The organism is Actinophytocola sp. KF-1, assembly GCF_054661535.1.
In genome coordinates this window covers 287,256-300,416 of record NZ_BAAFVK010000007.1, presented here as the reverse complement: position 1 = coordinate 300,416, position 13,161 = coordinate 287,256, and the positions used below count along the sequence as shown (strand labels likewise).

6 protein-coding genes are annotated in these 13,161 nt (G+C 65.4%); 1 reads left to right on the top strand and 5 read right to left on the bottom strand.

Annotated elements, in window-relative coordinates; all coding sequences use genetic code 11:
* Positions 1 to 94 precede the first annotated feature (94 nt).
* From ACYQ77_RS22915 to ACYQ77_RS22905, 3 genes are all read right to left on the bottom strand, one after another.
* Positions 95 to 3,457: an NACHT domain-containing protein gene (locus ACYQ77_RS22915; RefSeq protein WP_459714520.1), complete on the bottom strand. Its 3,363-nt coding sequence runs from the start codon at positions 3,455 to 3,457 to the stop codon at positions 95 to 97.
* A 280-nt stretch (positions 3,458 to 3,737) separates the two neighbouring features.
* Entirely contained in the window at positions 3,738 to 5,033 is a 1,296-nt protein-coding gene (locus ACYQ77_RS22910) for an IS256 family transposase (RefSeq protein WP_459714518.1), read from the bottom strand.
* A 145-nt stretch (positions 5,034 to 5,178) separates the two neighbouring features.
* Positions 5,179 to 8,502, bottom strand: a complete 3,324-nt coding sequence (locus tag ACYQ77_RS22905; protein ID WP_459714516.1) for an error-prone DNA polymerase — start codon at positions 8,500 to 8,502, stop codon at positions 5,179 to 5,181.
* 761 nt (positions 8,503 to 9,263) lie between these two features.
* Between ACYQ77_RS22905 and ACYQ77_RS22900 the strand changes: the two genes are divergently transcribed.
* Positions 9,264 to 10,208, top strand: a complete 945-nt coding sequence (locus ACYQ77_RS22900) for an ATP-dependent DNA ligase (RefSeq protein WP_459714514.1) — start codon at positions 9,264 to 9,266, stop codon at positions 10,206 to 10,208.
* A 1,040-nt stretch (positions 10,209 to 11,248) separates the two neighbouring features.
* On the opposite strand, the gene cas6 is transcribed toward ACYQ77_RS22900, so the two are convergent.
* Together cas6 and ACYQ77_RS22890 are read right to left on the bottom strand one after the other, a co-directional pair.
* Positions 11,249 to 11,953 carry a CRISPR system precrRNA processing endoribonuclease RAMP protein Cas6 gene (gene cas6, locus ACYQ77_RS22895; protein ID WP_459714512.1) on the bottom strand — a complete coding sequence of 235 codons (705 nt, stop codon included), beginning with the start codon at positions 11,951 to 11,953 and terminating at the stop codon, positions 11,249 to 11,251.
* The gene (locus ACYQ77_RS22890; RefSeq protein ID WP_459714510.1) at positions 11,946 to 13,028 is read right to left on the bottom strand and encodes a hypothetical protein; all 1,083 of its coding nucleotides are present in this window, start codon (positions 13,026 to 13,028) and stop codon (positions 11,946 to 11,948) included. The genes cas6 and ACYQ77_RS22890 overlap by 8 nt, the downstream gene beginning before the upstream one ends.
* Positions 13,029 to 13,161 lie beyond the last annotated feature (133 nt).

The following is a 13,161-nucleotide window of genomic DNA, read 5'->3' as shown; positions in this document are numbered from 1 at the left end:
GGGGTGCTCGACGGGTGCTTCCGTAACTGCCTCCTCGCGGACGGCGTGGCCATTCGTGATTTCCATGGTCGGCTGAGGAGACGCGTTGTCGACGCTATCGGTAGGCGGGGTGCGCGTCGACCTTGAGCCATCGTTCTGCCCTGGCGACGCTGAGAAGGGAGGCTTGCGGCGTTGGCTGGTCGTGCGGCTCGACCGGCCCATGGTGTCGATCAGCCGTCGATGGCGGTACTCGGAGCTGGTTCAGTGCGGCCAGGTCGGTATCGGTGGTGTCACCGGTGACCGGACGATTCTTCAACCAGCCGAAGCGGGCGATCTGTTCGGCTGCTCGCAGGACCGTTCGGCGACGTGAGACCGGGAGCTGTCCGAGAACTGCCGTCAAGACGGGCAGCAGTTCCGAGACGACGGTGCTGGTGCCTGTAACCCAGAGAGCGAGTGCCCACCCTGCTCGGTCGAGGTCGGCGTCGATGGCGGCTAGCTGTCGACGCCACCAGTTGGCGTCGCCGTTGTTGGCGCGGGTCTGGGCTAGGAGTTGGGACGGGTGGCTCGCGCTGCCGAAGGCGGTCGCTTCGGGCTTCTTGGTGTATGCGGTTGGGAAAGGAGAGGCGGCACCGATGATGGCGATCTCCGTGGCGAGCCAGCAACGCCCGGTGTGTTCGTGTAGCGCGGCTGCGGTTTCCGCCCAGGGGAACGTGCTGCCCTTCTGCCCGATTTTGAATGCGCGTTGCTTGGCGATCTGTACGTACGGAGATCCTGCGCTTCTGAGCCATTTGATCGCCTGGTTTCGACGACGGATTGTGTTCTCCTCGGTGAGGTCGAACCCTCTTTCGGAGTTTGTGAGGAAGGCATCTGGAGACAGAGCAACGGCGACCTGCGCCGGCATGGATCGAGTCGATGTCACGCGAGGGCACTCACCGTCCAGAACTGCGTCGAGGAGTGCTGTTTCGAGCGTGCTTCCGGTTGGTGGGACGAGCCCGGTGTTCAGGAAGAGTTCCGCAGTGCCGTCGGACAGGTCGATGTGCTCGAACCCAGCAGCGACACCTGCGGCTGCTTCGCATTCGGCGCCGACTCTGAGCCATGCGTTCTGTTGAGGGGTCCCGATAGCTTCAGTGACCTTCTCATACCACCATGTCCTGAACCGGCCGCGCTGGTTCAACAGCTCCCGTAGCGCGCGTGTCCGCTGAGTGTTCGCATTGTCTGCCGGGTTGTTGTTGATCAGCGTCGTGAGGCGCGTCCAGGTGGGATCGGGACCATCCTCGGCAGGGAGGTCTGGCAGCGCGGGTAGGGCGACGATGTCGCGGCGGTCGAGCGCGGGCAACAGGATGGTGAGCCCAGCGTCTGTGCACAAGGCAGCGAGGACTTTGCGTGCCTCGCGTGGCCGGCGTTGGAAGACGCCATCGGTGAGCAGTGCCCACGCTGCCAGATAGGGTGCAGGTGCCGTGCTGTGGGCCAGCTCTTCCTCGATACCCGCGGTCAAGGCGTAGATGCCGTTGCCCTTTGCGTTGCCGCCGTAGAACCTGGCGGTGTTGAGCCAGTACGGTCGGCGCAGCAGCTCGCGCAGCACCGTGGCGCTGTCGAAGGTCGGATTGTCTTCACCCGCGTTGCGGTACAGGAACCGGGCAGCGAAATACTCGCGCAGGGAGAGGACCTCGAACTCGTAGGTTCCGTCGATCTTGCTGGCCAGCGCCCATAGACGGTCGCTGGCTCCTTCGAAGAGCTGGTCGACGATCGATTCGCGGTTGCCGTAGGTGCGTTGATAATGCCGCATTGCTTCCTTCAGCTCCTCGATGCGCATGCGGCCGTCGATCTGCGACTCCTCGGCGTGCGCGTGGAGGTACCAGCCGAGGAACGGGATGATCTCGATGAGTTCTTCCTTGTGGTCGCGAACGGCCTTGGGGTGCTTGTTCGCTTCACGAGCCAGCAGAAGGTCAACGTACTTGTCGTAGAGATCTGTACGCTGGGTGGGCGTTGCAGCACCCTGCTCATGGAGTAGATCCAGAAGGATGGTCAGCTGCATCGGGTTGCCCGCGAGCTCGTTGATATACGGTTCGCGGCTCTTCTCCCTGAAGCTCGTCCGCAGGACACTTCCGTCTCTGCCCTTGATCCCGCGGACCGCGCACCATTTACGCAGGTAAGCGTCCCGTTGCTGGACGGTGAGCTGGTTGAGAGTGACGATCTCGAACAGGCTCGGCGACGGTTCAGGCAATTCACCGGCACTGGGACGTGTGGTGACGACGACTTTGGGCGGATCGGTGTAGGCCTTGCCGCGACCGACGAACTTGTCGATCTCTCTGACGATCCTGCCGCGCGCGGTGGTGCTGCCGACCTCGTCTAGTCCGTCGAGGACTACGAGACTGGGTACTCGCTCGAAGATGTCCTGCACCGTCTTCGCGTCGGTAGGGATTCCGCCGCTCTCGTGGGTCAACAGGTCAGCGAGGAAGCATTCGAGGGTAGCCCGCTCGCCCTTGCGCGGATTTCCCTTCAGCCGCTTGCGGTCGTCGGAGTGATCCCACGGATCGTATCCGCTGAGCCACAGCGCGTAGTCACTCAGGTCGAGCCTGATGGGGAATCGTGGCTGATCAAGTTCGGGCAGCGTATCGGGGCGCTCTGCCTCCGGGATGAAGGCCCTACGGTGGGCTTGGCAGACGTACTGGCTGAGGGTCGATTTGCCCTGTCCTGGTGCACCCCGGACGAGGGTAAACGGGGCCGGAGTGTGGAGTAGGTAGGCGGCGGCGCCGCCCAGGGTGGTCGGCGCTGATTGCGGGCGCTTGCTGGCTGCGATCTGGACCCTGTCGGCGGTGACATCGACGAAGAGGTCCAGCACCTTCTCCCTATCCACGTCGGACTGGCTGAACTTGACCCGCTTGTCGTCTTCCCATTGAGCTGCGGCGACCTTGCGGATCAGGTCACGGTGCGCTTTGTCCTTGCCGACGCCGACGTGTTCGGCAACGAGGTACCGGACAAGATCCCACCCTGCGAGCATGTCGGCATAAGCCCACTTAGTTTCGGTCGGCGCGTTGTCGACCCACGGATTGAGCGCCTCCCGCCAGATGCAGGTCATCCGCTCGTACCCGAACGCCTCTGCATACTGCTCGAGCTTCTCGTCCAGCTGGTCGAAGGTGCCCGACCCCCGCGTGGACGTGCTGCCCACATTGGTGACCAAGATGTAGTTACGCACGCCCTCGCCGGCCAGGCGACGCAGATTGGTCTCCTCCAAGCGGACGACTTGGTCAAGCCAGCTGACTGCGTCCTTTTCCTTCCCGTTCACCGACCACTTGACCTGGTAGATCAGTACCTTCGAGGCATCGACCTTGCGCAGGCCATCGCGGCCACCGTCAGCCTGACGGAGGGCCATGGGGATGTAATCGGGGAACTGATTCGCGAGCAGAGCGCTCACGAGCTGCTGGAAGTCCTGGTCGCCGAGGCGCTCGTAAAGGTAGCGATGGCGGCTCTCGGGCACGCGGCGCCTCCTTCGCTCCAACCGGTTCGTCTCGCTGCTGCCAGCCCTGCTACTGACGTCCATTCAACCCGGAGGCACCAACAAGACGGTGGAGCACATACGCGCGTGTCTTACGTCGGAAAACCCGCGCTCAACGCCTTCGAGATCGCCTTCGACTTCCGGTCGGCCGCCGAAGTCAAGTACGTTGCGCTGCCCGCTGCTATGTTCTCACGTTATGGCCCATGGGCCAACGAGGGGCCAAGAGGGTCTGTCCCGTGATCGGTGTTTCCGGCGTTGTTGATCAGTAGGTTTCGGCGTCCGGCCAGCGGTCACCGAACGTGATGGCGAAGGCGTTGAGTATGGGCTTCCAGCGCATCGTCCATCGGGTGCGGCCTGTGCCGGTGGGGTCCAGGCTGCGGGTCACAAGATACAGGCATTTCATCGCGGCCTGTTCGGTCGGGAAATGCCCGCGTGCGCGGATCGCCCGCCGGTAGCGGGCGTTGAGGGATTCGATCGCGTTGGTGGAACAGATCATGCGGCGGATCTCGATGTCGTAGTCGAGGAATGGCACGAATTCGTTCCAGGCGTTGCGCCACAGTCGAATCATTGCCGTGTACTTGCTGCCCCATTTCTCGTCGAGTTCATCCAGTGCGGCGAGTGCGGCGTCGGGGTTGGGTGCGGTGTAGATGGGTTTGATGTCCCTTTTCACCGCGTCCCAGTCCCGGCGGGACGCGAGCCGGAACGTGTTCCTGATCAGGTGAACAATGCAGGTCTGCACGATCGTTTGCGGCCACACGTTCGCCACCACCTCCGGCAGGCCTTTCAGCCCGTCGCAGACGAGGAAGAACACGTCCCGGACGCCGCGGTTCTTCAGGTCGATCAGCACGCTCATCCAGAACTTCGCGCCCTCGCCACCGACGCCCATCCACAGGCCCAGGACGTCCTTGTGGCCGTCCACGGTGACCCCGATGGCGGCGTAGACGGGCCGGTTGGCGACCTGGCCGTCGCGGACCTTGACGTGGATCGCGTCGATGAACACCGCCGCGTAGACGACGTCGAGCGGCCGGTTGGCCCACTCCTGCATTTCCGCGACCACTTTGTCAGTGATCCGTGAAACCGTCTCCTTGGAGACCGACGCACCGTAGATCTCGGCGAAATGCGCGGAGATATCGCCGGTGGTCATCCCTTTCGCATACAGCGACAGCACGATCTCGTCCACATCCGTGAGCCGACGCTGCCGCTTTTTCACGATCTGCGGTTCGAACGTACTTTCGCGGTCCCGCGGCACGTTGATCTCGACCTCGCCGGCGGCATCCGAGATCACGGTCTTCGACCGGGCACCGTTTCGCACGTTTGTTGATTCCCGATCCGGTTCGGCCTGGTTCTTCTCGTGGCCGAGGTGCTCGGTCATCTCTTCGTCGAGCGCGGTTTCCAACACGTTCTTGGTGAACAGCTTCAGCAGACCGTCCGGGCCGGTCAACGCCAACCCTCGAGCCTTGGCCTCGGCCACCATCGCCGCCGCAGCCGCCTGCTCCGGCGACAGCTCCCGCGCCGGCTTCCCCTCACGCTTACGTGGACTCACAAGGTCCGATGTCATCACTCACAGTGCCCATCCCGTCGGAACTCAGCCCGGCGTGTCGGGCCGAAAACACCGATTTTGGATCGGTCCCGGCCAAGATCGTTGAGAAAGGGTCAGGATCCCTGAGATCTTAAAGAAGCATGCGGGACCTGGGTTGTCCTGCCTATCGGAAGTCGCGAGATCTGTGTGCAGTGTCGAGGTTGAGGGCTTCGAGGTGGTCGGCGTTGAGACTGCAGACACCGTTGGTGTTCTGGAGGATTCCGCGGATGAGAAGGGCGGGCGCGTTGCGGGCGAGTTGTCGGTAGCGGGTCCAGAGGCCGGGGCTGCAGATGATGTTGAGCATGCCGGTTTCGTCTTCGAGGTTGAGGAAGGTGATGCCGCCTGCGGTGGCGGGGCGTTGGCGGTGGGTGATGGCGCCGCCGACGAGGACGCGGGTTCCGTCCGGAACGTTTCCGACTTCGGCGGTGGGGAGTGCGCCGAGTTCGTCGAGTTGGGCGCGGAGGAACTCGACGGGGTGGCGGTCGGGTGTGATGCCGGTGGCCCACACGTCGGCAACCGTCAACTCGAGCGCCGTCATGCCAGGTAGGGCGGGCGCGTGACCCGCCGTGGCAGTGCCGGGAAGATACTGAGGCCGGTCGCGGGCGACCGCACCGGCTTGCCACAGCGCCTCACGCCGCTGGGTGTCGAGCGAAGTGAACGCGCCGCTGGTGGCGAGTGCTTCGAGTTGGGGTTGGGTGAGGGCGGTGCGGCGGCCGAGGTCCTCGAGGTCGCGGTAGGGGCCGTGGGTGTTGCGTTCGTCGACGAGGGTTTGGGCGGTGTCGGTGCCGATGGTGCGGATGGAGCCGAGGTCGAGACGGACAGCGACACCCCCGGTGCTGTCGGGGCAGGGTTCAAGGGTGGCGTGGGCGAGGCTGGCGTTGATGTCCGGTCGGAGGATGGTGACGCCGTGCCGGCGGGCGTCCGCGACCAGTGACTGGGGTGAGTAGAAGCCCATCGGTTGGGCGCGGAGCAGCCCAGCGCAGAACGCGGCCGGGTGATAGAGCTTCAGATACGCCGACGCATACACCAGCAGGGCGAAGGACATGGAGTGGGCTTCGGGGAAACCATAACCACTGAAGGCTTCGATCTGTCCGAAGATCATGTCCGCCAGGTTGCCGGTGATCCCGTTCTTGGCGGCGCCTTCGTAGAAGCGGTCCCGGAGACGTTCCATTTTCGCGCGGGAGCGTTTGGCGCCCATGGCGCGGCGGAGTTGGTCGGCTTCGGCGGGGGTGAAGTCGGCGACGTCGACGGCCATCTGCATGACCTGCTCCTGGAACAGGGGCACGCCGAGGGTGCGGTCGAGCGCGTTCGCGAGCTTGGGGTGGGCATGCGTCCACGCCTCGCCGTTGCGGCGCCGGATATAGGGGTGGACCGAGCCGCCCTGGATGGGGCCGGGGCGGATGAGGGCGACTTCGACGACGAGGTCATAGAACTCGCGTGGCCGCAGGCGGGGGAGGGTGGCGAGCTGGGCGCGGGACTCGACCTGGAACACGCCGACGGCGTCGGCGGCGCAGAGCATGTCGTAGACGTTGGGGTCGGCGAGGTCGAGTTTCGCGATGTCGACCTCGACGTGCTCGTGTTCGCGAACCAGGTCGATGGTGTAGTGGATGGCGGAGAGCATGCCGAGGCCGAGGAGGTCGAATTTGACTAGGCCGACGGCGGCGCAGTCGTCTTTGTCCCACTGGAGCGCGGTGCGGTCTTTCATGCGGGCGTGTTCGACCGGGACGACTTCGGAGACGGGCCGGTCGCAGATGACCATGCCGCCGGAGTGGATGCCGAGGTGGCGGGGTGCGTCGCCGATTTGGTGGGCGAGGGCGAGGACGTCGTCGGGGATGGGGTGTTTCTCGCCGGGGTCGGCTTTCGCGATGGGGCCCCAGCGGTCGATCTGGCGGGACCAGGCGTCCTGCTGCCCGGTCGAGTAGCCGAGCGCCTTGGCCATGTCCCGGACCGCGGACTTCGCGCGGTAGGTGATGACGTTGGCGACTTGGGCGGCGTGGCGGCGGCCGTGTTTGGTGTAGACGTATTGGATGGCTTCTTCGCGGCGGTCGGACTCGATGTCCACGTCGATGTCCGGTGGCCCGTCCCGCTCGGGTGCTAGGAAGCGTTCGAAGAGCAGTTTCCATTTGACGGGGTCGGCGTTGGTGATGCCGAGGGCGTAGCAGACCGCGGAGTTCGCCGCTGAGCCGCGGCCTTGGGCGAGGATGTTGTTGCGGCGGCAGAACTCCACGATGTCCCAGACGACCAGGAAGTAGCCGGGGAAGTTCAGTTCCTCGATGATCGCCAGCTCATGCTCCAGCTGGGCATAGGCCTCCGGGTTGGTGGAGCGGGATCCGTAGCGGTGGGCGGCACCGAGCTGGGTGATGTGGCGGAGGTAGGTGGCTTCGGTGTGTCCCTCCGGGACTGGGAACGGCGGCAGTTCCGGGGCGACGAGCTGGAGGTCGAACGCGCAGTCCAGCCCGAACAGCGCGGCGCGTTGCACCACGCCGGGGTAGCGGCGGAAGACGCGGGCCATTTCCTCGCCGGTGCGCAGGAACGCGACCGGCGCGGGTGGCAGCCACCCGTCCATCGCCTCGAGGTGCGAGCGGGCACGCACTGCCGCGACTGCGGCCGCGAGGCGGCTCTGCTGGGGTTGGGCGTAGTGGACGTTGTTGCTGGCGATCGACGGTAACCTGAGTTCGGCGGCCATGTCGTAGAGCAGGTCGTTGTGGCGGCTGTCCAGCGGGAGCTGGTGGTCGATCAGCTCGACCACCGTGTGGTGGGGGCCGAACCAGTCCCGCAGCCGCTTCAGCTCCGCATACGCCGCGTCCGGCCCGACGGTGGTGAGGGCGTGACGGACGGTGCCTTTGCGGCAGCCGCTCAGCGCGACCACATGCCCCCGTAACTCGTCGACGACCTCCTCGAGGTCATAGACTGGGCGGCCTTTCTCCCCGCCGCGGAGGTGGGCGTTGCTGATCACCCGGCACATCCGCCGGTAGCCCTCCAATCCGCGTGCCAGCAACAGCAGGTGTCTGCCGTGTGGGTCGGGGACACCGTTCTGCGGGCCGGGCAGGTCCAGGGACAGTTCGGAGCCGAACACGGTCCGCACGCCCAGCTCGCGGGCTGCTTCGGCGAACCGCACCACCCCGTACATGCCGTCATGGTCGGTGAGCGCGATCGCATCCAATCCCGCCCGCGCCGCCTCCTCCACCAGCTGCTCGGGGTGGCTGACGCCGTCGAGGAAGCTGAAATTCGAGTGGACATGCAGTTCGGCGTACGGGACGCGTACTCCGGCGCCACACAGGTCGTCGCTCATGAACCGGCCGGCCAAATCGGGCGGCGGGCCTGCGTACCCCTCGCGTTTGCGTGACCAGGCTGGGCTGTCCCCGCCATCGCCGACCGGCGGGTCTGACGTCCCGGACAGCGCGCGCTCCAGCTCCGCCCAGCTCCGGCCACCACTGTTGAAGCCCACGACTGTCACTCCCCACCCGACCCACACGCCGGGGGGAAGCCAGCGATCGAACATGTGTTCGCCGAGTATCGAAGCGATCGTCGCTGGAGTCAAATCCTGATCAGGAACGTGTCTGATCGGCCACTTTGCCGCGTGTATCGAACGCATGTTCCCGCCAGTGGGGTTAGCATGCGATGGTCCTGATGGGCTCGACCAGGTGATGGAGGGAGAAGCGCAATGGACGGTCCCGCGTGCGCGAAGTGTGGCGAGCAACCAGCAGGAGAAGGCGGCGTACTGTGTCCGGCCTGTAAGCAGGTGCTCACGGCCCGCTTACGGGTCTACTGGACCCATGACGCCCATGGCGCCTCGCAGGCTGGCCAACTCGGCGGAGAGGTCACGTCGAGCGTGCCCTGACTGGCGCAGCAGGACTCTGATTCGGACTGTCCACACCCGAATGACTACAGAGTGCATCAGCGATTGCCTTTTCCTGACGTGGGCTTCGAGTGGCCGTCGCGGTCACGGCAATGGCGGTCGTGCGCGAGTCGCCGTTCGGTCGCACACTGTCTGATTGAGACAATGAGCAGGTGGTCCACCATGACCAGGCAGTTGCCGAGCGTGATCAATATCGTCTTCGACGGGCCTCCGTCGCATGAGGAGCCTCGGTTCGTGGAGGTCGAGGACGATGAAGGCCACTCGATCCGGGTGGGGGAGTGGGTGCCGCGGGGTGACGGTTCCTGGGCGTTGCGTATCGAGTGGACCGCCCCCGCTGCGAGGCCGTAGCCGTGGGTGCGCTGGTTCCCCCGGTCGGGCTGGTGCTCGCCCGGGATGTCCGCGAGATTCCTGGGCCCGGCTGGGTATACGAGCCGAAGTTCGACGGGTGGCGGGCGGTGGTGTTCACCGGGCTGGGTGTGGTGCAGTCCCGCCGGAACAGCGACCTGGCGGCGCGGTTCCCCGAGATCGCGGCCGCCGCCCGTGCGCTGGGCGACGTGGTGGTGGACGGGGAACTGGTCGCGCTGCGGGAGGGACGGCTGGATTTCGGGTCACTGGCCGTGATGCCCCGTGCCCGGGCCGCGACGGGCGTCGAGGTGTACTTCGTCGCGTTCGACCTGCTCGCCGTCGGCGACGACGACCTGCGCGAGACGCCGCTCGCCTCCCGGCGTGCCCGGCTCGAGGAGGTGTTCGCCCGGGCAAGGCCGCCGTTGCAACTGACACCGTCCACCCGGGACCGTCCCGCGACCCGGCTGTGGATGAGGGCGGAGTCGGCCCAGGTGGGCATCGAGGGCGTGGTCGCGAAGAAGACCGCCAGTCGCTACCGGGCGGGGCGGACCGGTGACTGGGTGAAGGTCCGGCAGAAGATCGTGGTCGATGCCGTGGTCGTCGGTGTCGCCGGGCCGCTCACCCGCCCGGAGGCGTTGCTGCTCGCCCGCCCCGACGCCCACGACGTGCTGTTGCCGATCGGGTTGTCCCTGCCGTTGCCGCCCGCGTTCCGTGACGAGGCCGCCGGCCTGGTCGTGCCGACGGGCGAGCCGCGCAGGCGGTTGCCGACCACCGTACTGGGGCAGGAGGGCAGCGAGTACGTGCCCGTGCACCCGACGCTCGTCGTGGAGGCGGAGGCCGAGGCGACGGTGATGACGTTCACCGCGCGACTGCGACCGCGCATCCACCGGTTCCGCACCGACCTCGCACCTGCTGACCTGGGCGCCGTCGCCCGGCCGGACGTCGAGTGAAGACCCCGGTCGTCATGTGTGACGAGCTTGGCTGCGGGGCGGGAAAAGCGGTTCGAGGCTGCATGCTGCTGCCGTTAGCTGCTGGTGGCCGTCCTGCGCCCACAGGATGCCGCCGAATGTTCCATCCGGGAGGCAGCAACTGTGAGGGATACCCGTAAACTCGATGATCAACTACCAGGGGGCGAACGCCCCTGATCTCAACTGCGGATACAAGCTCTCGACTTCTGGTTGCGCAATTCCAACTACCTGGCTGGCCAGTTGGCTGCAAAGGTGGGGACAGGCGAGCCCGCATAGACATGAAGCGCCTCCCGGGTCTCGATCCAACCGGCTAGGAACCGCTGGATTAAGGCGTGTTTGGCGGGATGGTGCTTTGTGTGAGGGTGTGTGGTGGTGTGAAGTCGGGTCCTGGGAGGTTGGGGTTTTGAGTCGCCGCATCAACTGACGGATCTACCGACCCGCTCGCGCCTCGGATGGAACCACGTTCCGCCTCAGGGCCGTCGCGGTCTGTGGGGTTTCAATACGCCCTTGGTTGGAACATCGGCAACATGAGGCTCCCGAGCGGGCTCAGCACGACGTTTCAATACGCCCTTCGGCGTGACCTTGGTTGGAACGCACCATCCGCTGCCGCGGTAGTGTGAAGGCGGCCGTTTCAATACGCCCTTCGGCGTGACCTTGGTTGGAACTGTCGAGATCATTCTGCGCAACCCCACACCTAGTGTTTCAATACGCCCTTCGGCGTGACCTTGGTTGGAACGGCCGTGACGCCCTGAACTGACCGGCCACTCTCCGGCGGGTTTCAATACGCCCTTCGGCGTGACCTTGGTTGGAACCCTCTGTCGTTCAGTGGGGGGTTGACCTGCGGTGATGTGGGCCCGTTGCGCACCCCTGCCTGATGTGGATCTTTGAAGATCCACATCAGGGTGATTCTGTCGCGTTTCCGCAGTTCGGGCGTGTTGCACACCAGATGACATGTCGATCATCGACGCGGCCCTCCCTGAACGGAGTAAACCGGTGCTCCTTTCGGGTGAAGGCGTGTTGGGTTAGGCGGGTTCGACGCGGGTGAGACCGAAGCCGCGGGTGGTGTAGGCGCCGCAGCCGCTGAAGGGGGCGAGCCGGAGGAGCCGGTCGATGTTTTCGGTTGTTGTGTGGTTGGTGTCGCTTTCGATTCTCAGCTGTCCGATGAATCCGGACACGGTTCGATTGTTGACGGTGATGATTTCGTTGTGTCCGTTGATGTCGGTGACCCATACGGGATCGGTGGTGAGGTCCAGGTGAATCTGGCGTAGTTCGGGTGGGGCGTGTGTTTGCCAGTTGGCGCGCAGGCCGCCAAGGATTGCTTTGGGGTTCGGGAAGGGGGTGAACTTGTTTCCTCTGCGGAATGTCAGTGGTGTGACGAAGGTTAGGCGCCACGCGGAGGTGGTTCTGGGTGCGGCGAGTTCGGTCCAGGGTGCGACGGCGACCTGTTGCGGTGGGCTCGCGAGCGTGGTGGTGCTGCGGCCCAGCCGTATGCGGGTCCCGTGTGTGGTGTGGTTGAGCAGTCGGTGGGTGAGGTGGTCCTCGAGCAGGCCGATCTCGACGACGGTGCCGCTGATGCTGTGGCTGGGGGGTGAGATCGTGTAGGGCTTGGAGTGTGTGTGGTGTTGTCCGGGTTGGTCGAGCCAGGCGCTGGCCACGGCGTGCAGGTGTTCGAGGCGGATGGTGGTCGGGTCGATGTCGGGGATGGTCAGTTCCCAGCGGCTAGGCATCGGCGGGCTCGTCGGGAACGAGGGTGGGCATGGCGGTGGGTTGGTTCGGGCGTACCCGCATGGGTAGGTAGCCGGCGGTGTGGTCGTAGTGCATCAGGTGGGTGCCGGTGAAGAAGCGGCATTCTCGCAGCGCGAGTTGGCGTCCGAGTGCCAGTGCGACGACTTTCGGCATCATCGCCACCACGACGAGATCGCGGCCTTCCTCGCGTGCGGTGTTCTTCAACGAGACCAGTGCGTCGGCGAGAGCGGCAGGGAATTGTTCCAGTTGCGTGGCCGTCCAGTGCGGGCATGGTTGGTCGCGCGTGGGTGGGCCTTCCGGGTAGGTGAGGATGTGCCATCGGGACATTCCCCATGCGGTGAACGTGTTCGGGTTGAAGTGTGCCGCGTTGGGTGCGAGCGCGATCCACACCCCTACCGGGCCCGCTGATCGGGCCTGTTCGAGTTGCTTCTCGACGATGTTCGATCCGGTGTCGGTCAGGCTGATTTCCCAGTCGGTGGTCAGTTCGAGCAGCCGTACCGTTCGTGTGTGGGGGAGGTACGCGCCGATGGACAGTGCCATGGGCCAGAGCAGGTTCGGTGCGACCACGTACCCGGTGTCCTGACTGTCGTCGTTGATCTGTTGTTCCAGGAGCGCGCCGACCTCTGCGCAGACGTCGACCACGTCGATCACCCCGGTCGGTGAGGTGCGGTCGGGCAGGTCGGTCCACCGGCTGATTGAGCGGGTCGCCATATGGCGTTCGGCGGCCACCGCGAGTGCCTCGGTCTGGCGGTCGGCCATGCCCTCGTCGAGGGCGTGCACGTAGAACAGGGTGCCGGTGGTGCGGTGCACGTGCGCGCGGAAGCTCAGGGCGGCCACGAGCGCGACGAGCAGGACGACCGCTGTGATCCACCGGGAGAGGACGAACCAGCTCCCGTCCTGGGGCTTGGGGAGCATGTCCTCGGCGAGCAGCGCCACGACGCCGGTGGTGACCGTTGCGGTGGTCACGATCGCGAAGTTGGCCAGGGTCACCCGGGTGCGGCGTGGGCGGGTCACCGTGGCTCGCAGCCGGCGGATCAGGGGCGGCCGTGCGGTCATCGAGGATGTCCTCCACATTCCGGGGATTGTGGTAACGCGTCGTCGATGCATCTCGATGGTGGTGTCAAGCGTTACAGGCTTGCCCGGGGGAGGACACCATCTTCGTCAATCCGTACACGTTCGTTCCGTTCCC